This window comes from Pseudomonas sp. ANT_H4 (assembly GCF_008369295.1).
Taxonomy (GTDB): Bacteria; Pseudomonadota; Gammaproteobacteria; order Pseudomonadales; family Pseudomonadaceae; genus Aquipseudomonas.
The window spans coordinates 14,874-29,642 of sequence record NZ_VOBG01000025.1 but is presented as its reverse complement, the minus strand read 5'-3'; the positions used below and the strand labels follow the sequence as shown (position 1 = coordinate 29,642).

Here is a 14,769-nt window from a genome sequence, read left to right as displayed (position 1 = left end):
TCGATCACCGATTGATTATAAAGGTCGCCCCCTGCCAGACCAAAAAATCAGACTGCTGGATGACGTTGCACAAACAATCATGGGGCGTGCAGTGGCGGACACAATCACTTCATGGCCTGCTTCCTTCCGAGGGTATGGATTCAACCGCGAGGCGTCGTCGGCGCATCAATCGGTAAGCTGCCGGGATGACAAATAGGGACAGTAAGGGCGCGGTAACCATACCACCGACCATGGGCGCAGCGATGCGGCTCATTATTTCGCTACCGGAACCGCTGCCCAATAGGATCGGTAATAGGCCAGCAATGATGACCGCCACCGTCATGGCCTTGGGTCGAACCCGCTGCACGGCTCCTTCGCTAATTGCTGCTATTAGCCCTCGCTCGGTACTGTCGCCGGCCTCTACACGTTCGGCCCAGGCGTTTTTCAAGTAGAGCAGCATGATCACGCCGAATTCGGCAGACACACCCGCCAGAGCAATGAATCCGACGCCGGTAGCCACCGACAGGCTAAAGCCGAGTAGGTAGAGGAACCATGCCCCACCAGTAAGGGCGAACGGCAAGGTGGCCATGATCAGCAAAGCCTCGTCGAATCGGGAAAACGTCAGGTACAGCAGCACGAAAATGATCATCAGCGTGGCCGGCACTACCAGCTTGAGCCGTGCGTTGGCTCGTTCAAGAAACTCGAACTGCCCCGAGTAACTCAGGCTCATGCCTGGCTGCAGCTTGACCTGCTCATTGACAACACGACGCAGATCGGCAACCACTGAGGCAATGTCCCGGCCACGTACGTCGATATACACCCACCCGGAAGGTCGGGCGTTCTCGCTCTTGAGCATCGGCGGGCCTTCACTGACCTTGACCTTCGCCACCGTGCCAAGGGTGATCTGGCTCCCTAGCGGAGTGTAGATCGGCAGTTGCTCTAGGGCGCCAAGCGAATCACGCCACTCTCGGGGATAGCGCACATTGATCGGAAAACGGGCGAGCCCTTCAATGGTCTCGCCAACATTCTCACCACCAATAGCACCGGCGACGATCGACTGCACATCAGCGATATTCAACCCGTAGCGGGCAGCGGCTTTGCGGTCGATATCCACATCGATGTAGCGGCCGCCCGTCAATCGTTCAGCCAGAGCCGAACTGACCCCGGGCACGTTTTTGGCTACGCGCTCGACCGCCTGAGTCGCCGCGTCGATTTCCGTCAAGTTTGTGCCGGCAATTTTCACTCCAATCGGACTCTTGATCCCAGTGGCGAGCATGTCCATGCGGTTGCGGATCGGTGGTATCCAAATATTAGTCAGCCCAGGGACGCGCACCACTCGATCCAACTCTTCCACCAATTTTTCCTGGGTCATACCAGGACGCCACTGTTCGCGTGGTTTGAACTGGATAGTGGTCTCGAACATCTCCAGCGGCGCCGGGTCGGTAGCGGTTTCGGCACGACCAGCCTTACCAAAAACGTGTTCGACTTCGGGTACCGTCTTGATCAAGCGGTCGGTCTGTTGCAGCAGCTGCGCCGCTTTCTGTGCCGACAACCCCGGCAGAGCCGAAGGCATATAGAGCAAATCGCCCTCGTCCATTGCAGGAAGGAACTCGCCACCCAAACGAGAGATCGGCCACAACGCGCTGAGGAAAACCATTAACGCGATTAATAGGGTGACTTTGGGTCGATGTAACACCGCATCAAGGGCCGGCTGATAGATCCTGATCAACCAGCGGTTTAGCGGGTTCTGGTCCTCTTTGGGGATCCGACCACGAATCCAGTAACCCATCAGTACCGGCACCAGGGTTACCGAGAGTCCGGCCGCCGCCGCCATGGCATAGGTCTTGGTGAAGGCCAATGGACCAAACAGACGACCCTCTTGAGCCTCCAGGGTGAACACCGGGATGAACGATAGGGTGATGATCAGCAGGCAGAAAAACAGCGCCGGCCCCACCTCCGCCGCCGCTTCGGTTATCACATGCCAGTGACGTTCGCCCTTCAACTCCTCCCCAGGATGGGCCACATGCCAAGCCTCGATCTTCTTGTGAGCGTTCTCGATCATTACCACGGCGGCGTCGACCATGGCGCCGATGGCAATAGCAATCCCGCCAAGGGACATGATGTTGGCGTTGATTCCTTGATGCCGCATGACGATGAAGGCAATGAGCACCCCCACCGGCAAAGAGATAATGGCCACTAGGGATGAACGTAGGTGCCAGAGAAATATCCCACAGACCAACGCGACGACGATGAACTCCTCAAGCAGTTTGTAGCTGAGGTTTTCCACTGCGCGGTCGATCAGTTTGCTGCGGTCGTAGGTGGTGACGATTTCCACCCCGGTCGGCAGACTGCTTTTCAGGTCGTCCAGTTTGGCCTTGACCGCCGCAATGGTTTCGCGAGCGTTCTTGCCGCTGCGCAGAATCACCACGCCGCCGACGGTTTCGCCTTCGCCGTCGAGTTCAGTGATGCCGCGGCGCATCTCCGGCCCCAGCTGGATCGTCGCCACGTCGCCTAGGGACACTGGCACCCCGCCAGCACCGAGCTTGAGCGGAATGGCACGAAAGTCATTCAGCGTCTTCAGGTATCCGGAGGCGCGCACCATGAACTCGGTCTCCGCCATCTCCAGCAACGCACCACCGGTTTCCTGATTGGCCTTGCCAATAGCGTCGGTTACCTCAGCCTGAGTGATACCGAGGCTGGCCAGCTTGAGTGGATCGAGTTGGACCTGATACTGCTTGACCATGCCACCCACGGTGGCCACCTCCGCAACGTTGGGCAGGGTCTTGAGTTCGAACTTGAGGAACCAGTCCTGCAAGGCGCGCAGTTGCGCCAGGTCGTGTCCGCCACTGCGGTCCACTAGTGCGTACTGATAGATCCAGCCCACGCCTGTGGCGTCTGGCCCCAAGGACGGTTTGGCGGAAGTCGGCAGTCGGCTTTGGACCTGACTCAAGTATTCCAGCACCCGGGAGCGGGCCCAATACAAATCGGTACCGTCTTCGAACAGCACGTAAACGAAGCTGTCGCCGAAAAAGGAATAGCCGCGTACGGTCTTGGCCCCTGGCACCGAGAGCATGGTGGTGGCCAACGGGTAGGTCACCTGGTTCTCAACGATCTGCGGCGCTTGTCCCGCATAAGGGGTGCGGATGATTACCTGAGCATCGGAGAGATCCGGAAGTGCATCGATCGGCGTGCTCTGAACCGACCAGACGCCCCAGACCGTGACGAAGATCGTCGCCAGCAGCACTAGAAATCGGTTGGCCACTGACCAGCGAATCAGGGCGGCGATCATGGCTGACCCCTTAGTTTTTCCAGGCGTTCAATGCGTAAACCATCATCGGTTTGGCTAACCGATACCCTAACCTTGTCTCCCGTCTTGAGACCTTGAACGAGAGCAGGGTCAGTCAATGGGAAGGTCATGGTCATACCAGGCATGCCCAGCGTCTTGAACGGACCAAGGGCGATTGTTACGTCTTGGTTATTGATCTCGACGATCTGCCCATCCGCCTCATGAAAGCTGGAGGCTGCTGCGCTGGGTGGTGACATTTCCAGCGTGCTCGCAACAATGCCCTTGAGACTGGCCTCAGAGTCGAGCAGGAACTGTCCAGAGCTGACTACCTGCTGACCTTCTTCCAACCCCTTCAATACCACCGTTTTGCCTTCGTTTTCCTGCCCGAGTTGCACTTCTAGGGGGCGGTAGCGACCCGCGTCTTCGGCGAGCATCACCAGGACGCGTCGGCCGGTGCGAATGATTGCCTCGCTCGGCACCCACAGCACGCTTTGTTCGGTAGAGCGTTTTAGGTGCACCTGGGCCGTCATGCCCGGCCTGAGTCGCCCATCAGGGTTGGGCAGTTCGACCCGGACACGCACAGTTCGGCTGTCGGGGTTGGTTTCGGGCAGAATCGCACTGACTGTGCCCTTGAGCACTGTTCCCGGAAAGGCTGGCAAACGTGCTTCTACCGCTTGCCCCATGATGATCGATCCAGTCTCCGACTCTGGTACGGCCACTGCCAGCCAGACGCTGCTCAATCCATTGACTCGAGCCAGAGTCTCGCCGGCCGCCACGGTCATACCCGAGCGTACATCCAACTCTTGCAGTACACCGCTAATGGGGCTGGTGAGCGTCAGGACCGGCTGGGTCTTGCCGCTTCGCTCCACTTGAGCAATCAGCGGTGCTGGCATCCCGGTCAAGCGCAAGCGCTGGCGTGCTGCCGCCAGCAAGTCGGCATCGCCACTGCGTTTGAGTGCGAGAAACTCTTCCTGAGCAGCGGCCCATTCCGGTACCAGGATATCGGCCAAAGCCGCATGGGCTTTGAGCACATCGCCTGGAGCACGGGCGTACACTCGCTCCACAAAGCCAGCAGTACGCGATTGAATCACTGCAACATCCCGCTCGTTGAATGCCAACACACCGACCACGTCCAAGTTGGAAGTAAGCACGCCGCGAGTGACTGTGGCCACTCGCAAACCGAGATTCTGGGTCAGGCTGGGGTCGATACTGATGGCCGCACTGTCCGCTGCAGCATCCGCGTAGCGGGGCTTCAACTCCATATCCATAAAGGGAGACTTGCCTGGTTTATCGAACTTCTGCTGCGGGGACATCGGGTCGTACCAATACAGTACTTTGCGTTCGTCTTGGGCTTTAGGGGCCTGTTCGGCTGCGCTATCAGGCATGCGCTGTTGAGCGAACCAGTAACCGCCGGCAGCGCCCAAGGTAATCGAGAGACCTGCCAGCAAAGCCCCTTTCCAGATTCGAGTACTCATTGATTGGTGTCCCCATAGGCGAAATACAGGCGAGCACTGGTGAGGGCTCGCTGTTCTTCGAAGTCGATCTGTTTGAGGCGGGCCTCGATGAGTTCACGTCGGGCAGTGATGACAGGTGCCAGGTCGCTTTTACCGGCCCGGTAGCTGGCCATGGTCATCCCGACTTTTTCCTTGGCCAGGGGTAACAGACTGTCCTGGCTGCGGTACACGGCACGGTTCAGACGCTCGTATTCGGCCAGATCGTCCTCCAGTTGCTGGGTGTGTTCACGTACGAGAGCTTCGCGCTCGGCCTCCAACTGATTCAGTTCAGCGTGTTTGGCGGCGATCTTCGGGTTCTGTCGGGACTCGGGGAACAGTGGCAAGTCGAACGTGAACTGCACGCTGACCATGTCGCCGAACTGACGGTTGCGGCGCTGGTAATCAAGCTCCCAACTCCAGTCGGACTGCTTTTCGGACTCTGCTTCACGGACCTTGGCCTGCGCTTCGCGAGTCATTGGCGCGTATGCCGCCAATGCGGGGTGATATTGCAGCTTATGGGAATAACCTGAGGTATCGATGGGCCACTCGGGCAAGCTGCCGACGGGCTGGTCATTGGCCGCTGGGCCAATCCAGCGTTTGAGGGCCGCTCGGGCTTGCGCACGCAGGCGAATTAACTCGTCCTGTTGTTCCGCCAACTGAGCCGCCTCCTGTTTCGGCGTTACTGCATCGGCAGGTTGGGCACGACCACCGGCGATCTGCGCCCGGACGGTATCGGCCAACAGACGGTTCTCCCGGTAAAAATCCTGAAACAGCACCTCTTTACGCTCGACGGAGTAGCTGCTGATCCAGGCCAATGCCGTGGCCTGACGAACGTTCAGCCGCTCGACACGGCCTTCGGCCGCGGCTCGATCTACGGCCGCCTCGGCAACTTCGATACGCGCCCTACGCTTGTCACGATTGGGCACCTCCTGCATGACGCCGACCATCTGCATGGTCATACCGTCCTGCTCGAGGCGCCAGCGGTCAGGGCCACCGATGGGATAGTCTTGTATGCCCAGCAGGAGCTTCGGGTCGGGTAGTTCTCCAGCTGGAATGGCGGCGCTGCTGGCCGCTTGCAGTTTGGCCGCTTGGGCGGTCAGCGATGGTGCATTGTTTTCAGCCAACCGTAAGGCTTCGTCGAGTGTCAGGGGTGCAGCAAGGCTTGGCAATGCCAGCACGCTTGCCGCCAGGGCAGCCACGAGGGGCCAACCGGTGCAGTAGCACTTGGGATTCATGTTCACGATTCCTGTGATGATCCACTGCGCGTGTCTTGGGCTCGCGCGCAGATATGCCATCCCGCGCCAGGGCGGGATGAGGCTCAGTGGGGTACAGGAATCAAGCGCGAGGCGGTCGCCACACCCCGGAGGGAGCCTGAGTAGACAGGGAGTCGCTGAAGATTGTTAGTATTTGCGGACTGGACAAACGGGTGGCAGGTTTCCCCAACAACACTTGTAGCAGACTGGCGCTCCTGCATTCCTGACCAGGTTTGCAGGGTTTGCCATGATCGGCGGAGCTGCTCATATCACCGCAACAGTCCTGGTTCATATCATCCATCATGGTCATACCCGTCGTGTTCGTCGGGCAAGGTTCTGTCGGTGACTGAATGCCCGCCATCCCGCTCAGGGGAAGCGCCAAGCTGATCAGAAAAATGAGGAACAACCGCAGATAGCGTTTCATGCGAGGAAGTTTAGTCGCTGGCGACGGGCGATACCATTACGAATCTGTCAGGTAGAACCAGCAGCAACGGCGCTCCTTAATTTAGCGGCCTGTCTATACGCATGCTGATAGGTCAGGCTTCGTAAATGATTGTCTCGTGAGTCGGTAATGCCACGATAAGGATCACCGAAATGGGTAGAACCAGTGGACCGTGCCGAGAACAGCGCTCAACAACAGATAGATACCCGCCAAACACCTACTATCCTACCGCCTATAAGTTTGTTGAGCAGATAGCTCAATATGAGCTCGCCGCAACAGAATCACTGGACGCTGTAGATACACTTGCGGACGACAGCCAAGGAAACTGGAATATGTCCGAGACAATAGCTACACATAGCATTCCCCGTACGGTCTGGGCGCTAGGTTTCGTCAGCCTGTTCATGGACTTTTCTTCAGAAATGGTTCATAGCTTGCTGCCTATCTTTCTGGTGGGCACTCTAGGCATCAGCATAATCACTCTGGGTCTGATCGAGGGCATTGCGGAGGCGACGGCCCTGATAGTGAAAGTGTTTTCAGGGGCGATCAGCGACTACGTCGGTCGTCTCAAGGGCTTGCTGCTGGTTGGCTAGGGTCTTGCGGCACTCACCAAGCCGCTCTTTCCATTGGCTCACTCTGCAGAAATGGTGTTCACCGCACGCTTTCTGGATCGGATCGGCAAAGGTATTCGCCGCGCTCCACGTGATGCCCTGGTCGCTGATGTATCGCCACCGCATATCCGTCGCTTGCTTCGGCTTACGTCAATCCATGGATACGATAGGGGCCTTCCTCGGGCCAGCAGTAGCCATCCGCCTGATGTATGCCTTCAGTGAAAACATTCCACTGGTGTTATGGATCGCGGTGATACCGGCGTTGGTAGCGGTCAGTCTGATTTTTATTGGCGTCGATGAGTCCGAACACGAGCATTCAGCTCAGCGCTTTCGTTCACCCTGGCACGTTTTAGTGAGGCCTTCCTGGGCTTGCGCGCTCAGCAAGCAGGGTTGTCTGCAACCTGGGTGCCGATAGTAATGGTGGTGATGGCCTTGTTCTACACGCTCTCGGCCTACCCTGTGGGGAAGCTCTCTGACCGTGTAAGTCGCACAAGTCTCCTCAGGGTCGGGTTGATATTGCTGATCTTGTCCGATCTGGTTCTAGCCAGTGCCGAGTCCGTCTCAATGTTGATACTCGGCGTCGCCCTATGGGGACTTCATATGGGATTTAGTCAGGGGCTACTGGCTGCGCTTGTCGCTGACACGACACCGGCAGAATTGAAAGGAACCGCTTTCGGGATTTTCAACCTGGTGAGTGGTGTATCCATGTTGCTGGCAAGCGGGATTGCGGGGTTATTTTGGCAAACGTATGGCTCAGCAATGACATTTTATGCCGGCGCGGTTTTTTCTGCGATAGCGCTCATACTGCTGATAGCACAACGTAGCAAGAGCACACATCGCTTGCATGATCACGGGCAGTGATCATGCAAGAATCAAGGAAAGTTTGAAACTTAGTTTGCCATGTACTCGGCAATCACTTGGTCAGTACCTGCTTTGCTCAGGCCGATGACCTGATAAACATCCTGCTTCCCACCGACCTCCATGCCAGGCGAGCCTGCCGGCATGCCCGGCACAGCTATCCCGATAAGGTCGTCGCGTTTGCTCAAAGCAACTATTTGCTCGGCAGGCACGTGGCCTTCAACAAACTTGCCGTTGATCACCGCGGTGTGGCATGACGAGAGACGCGGAGCAACACCCAGGCCCTGCTTGACCGCGCTCATGTTGGTTTCTACATGATCAACGACGGTGAAGCCGTTAGCTTCAAGGTGCTGCATCCACTTCTTGCAGCATCCACAGTTAGCGTCACGATGGACGTCGATCGTCATCGATTCTGCTGCATGACCAGCGGAACTGATAAACAGAGCCGCGAATGCAGCGAGGCGAAGTGCCCGGCCAGGACGAAGAAAGTTATTTCGCATGGGTATGCTCCTTCCCATCAGCATGGGTATGAGTTTTTGGCTGATCCGCAGGAGCATCTGCACCCTCAGTATGAGCATGCTCAGTACTTTCATCCTGAGAGGGTGCTGCGTCTTCATCATGAAGATGCGCACTATTTTTGTCGTCATGATGATCGTCGGACTCAGCTACTTCTTCAGCGCCGCCTGCATCATGATGTCCAGCGGCAGCCTCTTTTTGACCGTCATGCTGTCCTTCATGGTTATGCATTTTGGTCTCGCCGCCACCGTGTTGGTGGCCATCGCTGCTTGCTGTCAGGGCCTTATATTGCTCTGCATCCAAGGCGGGAAGCTGCTGAAGAAAAGCAACCATCCCCCAGATGTAGGGGTCGGCCATGCTTTTGCCCCAGGCTGGCATGCCTGTGGACTTGATACCGTGCTTGATGATCCAGAAGGCGGCAGCTGGATTTCCATCAACGCCCAGTTTTGAAAGATTTGGAGGTGCCGGGTAAAGGCTTTTACTCAACTCGGTTCCAGCGACACTCGGAGCGAGGTGGCAGCCAATGCACATTGAGTTGTAATTGCCTGCACCTGCACGAATGAGAGCTTCATCGCTTAGGCTCTGTACGTAAACCCAAGAAATACGATTTTCTGTAAAATACACCGCCATTAAAGCCAGGAGGCCAAGATGGCAAAGCGGTATGAACTCCCCGACGCAGCCTGGGATCTGGTTGCAGATATCTTCACCAAAAATCAGCGCACCGGGCGCCCTCGGGCCGATGATCGCCTGATGCTAAACGGTATTCTCTGGGTGCTTTGCTCTGGCGCAGCCTGGCGAGACATGCCCGAACGATTCGGCCCTTGGTCAACGATCTATCAACGGTTCCGAGGATGGCGTGATTGCGGAGCTTTTGATCAGATGCTCAAGCGTCTTCATATCCGATTGAATGAGCAGGGTTTGATTGACTTGGAAACATGGATGATCGACTCCACTGCCGTACGAGCAACCCGGGCCTCATCAGGTGCCGGGAAAAAAGGGGATTTGAAGAACCGCAAGACCACGCGCTCGGGCGCAGCCGGGGTGGCCTGACGACCAAGATTCACATGCTGTGCGACGCCAATGGTGTGCCTCTGCGTTTCCTGTTGTCAGGCGGACAAGCCAGCGATATAGCCTATGCCCAACCGCTACTCGATCAGGCTTGCATACCCAGCCTGCGCGGTCGCCCACGCAAGCGTTGCCGCTGGTTGCTGGCTGACAAGGGTTACGACGCTGAAGCGCTGCGCCAGTATTGTGATCGTTATCGCATGCAGCCAGTCATTCCGTTGCGAAGCATGAAGCGCAAAACCAAGCCAGGATTGCCTCGACTTTTTGATCGCCCCAAATATCGGCAGCGCAACATCATCGAACGCATGTTTGGCTGGCTGAAGGAGAACCGTCGCATCGTGACGCACTTCGACAAGCTCGCAACAAGTTTTGCGGCGATGGTCTCATTGGCCTGCGCTATGCGGTGCTTGCGACAATACTTTACGTACAGAGCCTAGGTCGGGGACTTTAATGTCGCGTGAACGCACTGCAATCGAGCGATCCCGAGCAGTGGACAGAAGTGCGTAAACGGGATCGGAGTGGGGTTCATCGGCCCCAACGTTGAACACACCAAAATGCACGACGCCGGCCCCCATGATGACTGCAACCACACCGGCAGCAGCCAACGTTTTTATTGTTCTTTTCATATAAGGTTCTCAAAACCACATCCGAATACCTACGACAAATCGCGCCTCGTTCGTATCCTCTCCTTCATCGCTAGCGAGGTCTGCGGTCTTGCCATAGGAGCGACTCCAGGTAACGCCGATGTAGGGGGCAAACTCGCGGACAAGCTCGTAGCGCAACCGCAAACCTACTTCGGTATTGGCCAAACCAGAACCAATGCCGCGTTGCGGGTCGTTTTTCCCGTAAAAATTCATTTCGGCTGTGGGCTGCAAGATCAAGCGATTGGTAAGCAGAATGTCGTAATCGCCCTCTAACCGAGCCGCGGTCTGCCCGTTCTCACCAATGAATGCGGTGGCTTCCGCTTCAAAGTTGTAGAGAGCCATCCCTTGGATACCCAAAGCGCCCCAAGTCTGTGGCGAGCCTGGTTTAAAATCTTGACGCACCCCGGTAACAACGTCCCACCACGGACTGATCGAGTGCCCCCACAGTGCTGTGAGTTCGGCGCTCTCGGTTACACCGTTGGTACGTTCACCTTCCGAACGCAGCCACAGACGATCAACGTCCCCACCGATCCATCCCGTAGCGTCCCAGCTCAGGGCACTGCCGTTGTCAGCGTCCTGATACTCGAACTGATCGAGGAGAAAGAACGTGTTGAGGCTTTTGTCAGAGAGGCCATGACCAGCCACCGGAGGAAAGGCGGCTTCACGATCAGCGTCGGTCAGTACCGGAATAGGGGTTCGGCTCGTGGTAGTCGCCCTTGCATCCATACTCATTTTGCTGTGGTCCATGCCTTCCATCTGGCCTTGATCCATTTGCCCATGATTCATTTTGCTATGGTCCATCGGCTTTTCTTGGCCTTGGCCCATGTTCATTTTACTGTGGTCCATAGGCTCCATCGAACCATGATCCATCTTGGAATGGTCCATCTGGCTGTCTTTGGCGGGGATCGACTTTTGAACCCCCGAGGGTTTCGAGTCCGAACTCGAGGGCATGGTCATCGACGGATCCATTGCCTCAGCGGCGTTCGCCAAGCCAAAAAAAGCGGGGCTGATGGAGACGGTCAGTGCCAGCAGGGTTGGGCGTAAAAAATTACTGGTCATGATCTCAATCCGCTTTTTTAGTTTTTTGGTCATGATCCATCGACTCATCGCTCATTTTGCTGTGATCCATCGAGCCATGGTCCATGGAACTGTGATCGGTTTTGGATTCATTGGTCTTGGGTTTTTGGGTTGACTCTGGCTTGTCCGTTGATGATGCAGGAGTTGGATGGGAATGATCGCCACCGCTTTCTCCTGCCAGTGCAACGGGCACTCCCCCTAATAGGCCAATGACGAGGGCGCAACCGATCAGCGACTTACGATTCAGATATGTGTTCATAACCCGTCTCCTTTACTCATCAACCCGTACTTCACGGAACATGCCCATTTCCATATGGAATAGCAGGTGGCAGTGATAGGCCCAGCGACCCAACGCATCAGCGGTGACTCGATAGCTGCGTTTGGTTCCTGGTGGCATGTCGATCGTGTGTTTGCGCACCATGAATTTCCCGTTCTCATCCTCAAGGTCACTCCACATACCGTGGAGGTGGATGGGGTGAGTCATCATGGTGTCGTTCACCAGCGTAATGCGCAGACGCTCGCCATACTTGAGGCGCAATGGTTCGGCGTCAGAGAATTTGATGCCGTTGAATGACCAGGCGAACTTTTCCATATGACCGGTCAGGTGCAGCTCAATGGTGCGATTGGGCTCGCGGCCATCCGGATCCTGGAAAGTGCTCTTAAGGTCAGAGTAGGTAAGCACGCGACGGCCATTGTTGCGCAAGCCAATACCCGGATCGTTGAGCTTCGGCGTAGGGGTCATGGCTTGCATGTCAACCAGGGGGTTATTGGTTTCGGAGGCGGGGTGAGTCTGCATCTCTCCGCCCATGCCGCCCATGCCGCCCATACCTGCCATACCGGACATGTCACCCTGGTCCATACCTGCCATATTGCTGTGGTCCATACCGGTCATATTGGACATGTCATCCTGGCCCATGCCGGTCATTTTGCTGTGATCCATGCCGGCCATACCGGACATGCCACCTTGCTTCGTAGCGCCGCCATCCATGCCCGCCATGCTGCCATGGTCCATACCGGCCATACCGCCCATCCCCATGTCATCCATGGTCACAAGAGGGCGAGGATCAATCGCCGGTATCGGCGCCTTCAATCCTTCGCGCACGGCCAAGGTTCCGCGCGCATAACCGGTTCGATCCATGGACTGGGCAAAAATGGTATACGCCTCTTGACTGGCAGGCTCGACGATCACGTCATAGGTCTCTGCCACGGCGATGCGGAATTCGTCGACGCTGACCGGGTTGACGTGCTGGCCGTCGGCGGCCACAACGGTCATTTTCAAGCCTGGGATACGGACGTCGAAATAGCTCATACCCGAGCCGTTAATGAAGCGTAGGCGCAGCTTCTCTCCCGGCTTAAAAATACCTGTCCAGTTACCGTTGGGGGCCTGGCCGTTCATGAGGTAGGTGTAAGTATCCCCACTGACGTCCGCGAGATCGGTGGGGTTCATTTTCATTTCGGCCCACATCTTCCGATCCGCCACTGTCGCGGACCAGCCTTTCTCGCTGACATCGTCGATGAAGTCGCCCACGGTACGCTTGTGGTGGTTGTAGTAGTCCGATTGTTTCTTGAGCTTGGCCATGACGCGAGCAGGATCTTCATCGGTCCAGTCGGTCAGCATCACCACGTAATCGCGGTCGTACTGAAAAGGCTCCGGCTCTTTTGAATCGATCACGATGGGGCCATATACGCCAGCTTGTTCCTGAAAGCCCGAGTGGCTGTGGTACCAGTACGTACCGTTCTGATGCACCTTGAATTTATACTCGTACATGCCATCGGGGGCGATGCCGTGGAAACTCAAGCCCGGCACTCCATCCATGTTGGCCGGCAAGATGATCCCGTGCCAATGGATTGAAGTGTCCTGATCCAGGCGGTTTTTTACCCGCAGCGTGACCGTTTCCCCTTCGCGCCAGCGCAGCAATGGTCCCGGCAAGGAGCCATTGATGGTCATGGCCGTGCGTGGCGAGCCGGTGATGTTTACCGGGGTTTCACCAATAAACAGATCAAATTCGTTGCCGGTGAGTACGCTCGGCAGACCAGGACTGGTCACTGCCCATACAGGAGTGCGCCAAAGGCCAAAGCCGCCGAGAATGCCACCAGCGGCCAAGCCTTTAACGAATGTCCGCCTAGAGGTTTTGGAATGCATGCCGTTTATATCCAGTCAGTCGAAAGGGAAACCGTGTGAAACACGCTGTGGATTATGCTTATAGGTTAGCGGGCTCTCAGGAGCTCGTCTCGAATCTCTATGAACCTTGCCCGCCGCCGCAAAGGACTAAACTCATAGGGCAGGCGAGCTCAGAAATTGCCACATTTTAACCACCGAGGTGATTACATTTCTGTCAGCTTGGGAGTGCATCGAGCCGTTCAATATTTGGCTTGGTCGACAGCGTTGGCTTTGCTCTCGGCTACTGGGGGTTGAGTGCCTTGCTTTTGGGCAATTTGGTACGCGTCCATTGACCTCTTCATTGCAGCCTCCATGCGCGCGAACGTCCGGTCACCGCCACCTTCGGCCATCGCCAGAGAAGAGACGGTCAAAGCGGCTATGACAAACAGGGTTTTAATGGATTTCATGGGGGTATCCTCGAATAAGTTTTGGTCATCCCGTTGAATCCACATTGAAAAATGATTCTTGGGGGCTGAGCTCAAGGCTCGATATAACTTTAGGACTCATCCCCTGTCAGAAACCTTAGGTGAATATTACAGTTGTGTCAGGCTGCCACTTTTCTATTGAATAGCAGGCGGATTAATTCGTAAGCTCTCACTCATCCAAGTAACACTGCATCGTATTTAACCGATTAAAATTTATATATGACAATTTTGTAAGCTTCCTGTCATTTTTAAAGAGATTCGACGGTTTTTGAACAGCTGAACAGGATCTGAAATTCGCCGACGCTGATGCATTGTATTTAACCTTGAGTGTTCGATATGCGTATTGCGTCGGGACTGGTAATTCCACAAAGGTGATTAGACGTGAGTATTAATTTTGAAAAAGCCGTTGGTTCTGCGGAAAGAGCGTTAATTTATCGCAGCCAAAGAGCGGAGGTGCTGAGCAATAATATAGCTAACGCCGATACGCCAAATTTCAAGGCCCGCGACTTGGACTTTCCTGCCTTGCTTGCAAGCCAGTCAAAGCGAATGACGGATGCTCAGTTTTCTTTACAAACAACAAACCTAAAGCACATTGCTGGGAACGGATCAGCAGCCGAAATTGATGAGAGAGCTTTACTTTACAGAATTCCAAATCAACCGTCCCTGGACCAAAATACCGTGGATCAGCAAGTCGAGCTTGCGAAGTATACGGAAAATGAAATTCATTTCGAGGCAGCGTTCACCCGACTCAATGGTTCATTTAAAGGCCTGATTAAGGCTCTTCGTGGGGAGTAATTGCCAAAAAACAAGTACTTGCACTATAGAACAGGCCGGTTATCTCTGCCCTGGTTGCCCTAAAGTCAATGTCAGCAGACTTCGACCCATTGCCTACCACATTGTGCTCATTGAACCATTGAGGCGGGCTGGATAGGTGCTGAAGCTATTACTCCAGGAAAGCGCTA

At 55.8% G+C, this 14,769-nt stretch carries 11 protein-coding genes and 2 pseudogenes; 3 read left to right on the top strand and 10 right to left on the bottom strand.

Annotated features, from left to right (window positions below):
* Positions 1-109: 109 nt before the first annotated feature.
* The 4 genes from FQ182_RS23935 to FQ182_RS30485 form a co-directional block, all read right to left on the bottom strand.
* Complete coding sequence (locus tag FQ182_RS23935) at positions 110-3,268, bottom strand: efflux RND transporter permease subunit (protein ID WP_149414636.1); 3,159 nt, start codon at positions 3,266-3,268, stop codon at positions 110-112.
* Positions 3,265-4,740, bottom strand: a complete 1,476-nt coding sequence (locus tag FQ182_RS23930; RefSeq protein ID WP_034114904.1) for an efflux RND transporter periplasmic adaptor subunit — start codon at positions 4,738-4,740, stop codon at positions 3,265-3,267. The genes FQ182_RS23935 and FQ182_RS23930 overlap by 4 nt, the downstream gene beginning before the upstream one ends.
* Complete coding sequence (locus tag FQ182_RS23925) at positions 4,737-5,993, bottom strand: TolC family protein (RefSeq protein WP_034114905.1); 1,257 nt, start codon at positions 5,991-5,993, stop codon at positions 4,737-4,739. Before FQ182_RS23925 ends, FQ182_RS23930 begins: the two co-directional genes overlap by 4 nt.
* Before the next feature lie 100 nt (positions 5,994-6,093).
* Positions 6,094-6,435, bottom strand: coding sequence for a hypothetical protein (locus FQ182_RS30485; RefSeq protein ID WP_080758782.1), 342 nt, complete (start codon positions 6,433-6,435; stop codon positions 6,094-6,096).
* A gap of 350 nt (positions 6,436-6,785) precedes the next feature.
* On the opposite strand from FQ182_RS30485, the pseudogene FQ182_RS23915 reads away from it, so the two are divergent.
* A pseudogene (locus FQ182_RS23915) lies at positions 6,786-7,922 on the top strand (MFS transporter).
* Positions 7,923-7,951: 29 nt separating this feature from the next.
* On the opposite strand, the gene FQ182_RS23910 reads toward FQ182_RS23915, so the two are convergent.
* Positions 7,952-8,419 (bottom strand): DUF411 domain-containing protein, encoded by a 468-nt coding sequence (locus FQ182_RS23910; RefSeq protein ID WP_069553036.1) that lies wholly within the window; start codon positions 8,417-8,419, stop codon positions 7,952-7,954.
* Positions 8,409-9,065: a cytochrome c gene (locus FQ182_RS23905; RefSeq protein WP_083272243.1), complete on the bottom strand. Its 657-nt coding sequence runs from the start codon at positions 9,063-9,065 to the stop codon at positions 8,409-8,411. Before FQ182_RS23905 ends, FQ182_RS23910 begins: the two co-directional genes overlap by 11 nt.
* Before the next feature lie 18 nt (positions 9,066-9,083).
* Between FQ182_RS23905 and FQ182_RS23900 the strand changes: the two are divergent.
* A pseudogene (locus FQ182_RS23900) lies at positions 9,084-9,937 on the top strand (IS5 family transposase).
* Between the two features lie 198 nt (positions 9,938-10,135).
* Here FQ182_RS23900 and FQ182_RS23890 read toward each other — a convergent pair.
* The 4 genes from FQ182_RS23890 to FQ182_RS23875 all read right to left on the bottom strand — a co-directional run bounded on the left by FQ182_RS23890 (position 10,136) and on the right by FQ182_RS23875 (position 13,789).
* Positions 10,136-11,236 (bottom strand): copper resistance protein B, encoded by a 1,101-nt coding sequence (locus FQ182_RS23890; protein ID WP_169850847.1) that lies wholly within the window; start codon positions 11,234-11,236, stop codon positions 10,136-10,138.
* Complete coding sequence (locus tag FQ182_RS23885) at positions 11,208-11,480, bottom strand: hypothetical protein (protein WP_139273583.1); 273 nt, start codon at positions 11,478-11,480, stop codon at positions 11,208-11,210. Before FQ182_RS23885 ends, FQ182_RS23890 begins: the two co-directional genes overlap by 29 nt.
* A gap of 12 nt (positions 11,481-11,492) precedes the next feature.
* Positions 11,493-13,364 (bottom strand): copper resistance system multicopper oxidase, encoded by a 1,872-nt coding sequence (locus FQ182_RS23880; protein WP_115128420.1) that lies wholly within the window; start codon positions 13,362-13,364, stop codon positions 11,493-11,495.
* A gap of 218 nt (positions 13,365-13,582) precedes the next feature.
* Positions 13,583-13,789: a co-regulatory protein PtrA N-terminal domain-containing protein gene (locus tag FQ182_RS23875; RefSeq protein WP_034114927.1), complete on the bottom strand. Its 207-nt coding sequence runs from the start codon at positions 13,787-13,789 to the stop codon at positions 13,583-13,585.
* Positions 13,790-14,188: 399 nt separating this feature from the next.
* Here FQ182_RS23875 and flgB point away from each other — a divergent pair, with 399 nt between their 5' ends.
* Positions 14,189-14,602, top strand: coding sequence for a flagellar basal body rod protein FlgB (flgB, locus tag FQ182_RS23870; RefSeq protein ID WP_092237211.1), 414 nt, complete (start codon positions 14,189-14,191; stop codon positions 14,600-14,602).
* Positions 14,603-14,769: the final 167 nt, after the last annotated feature.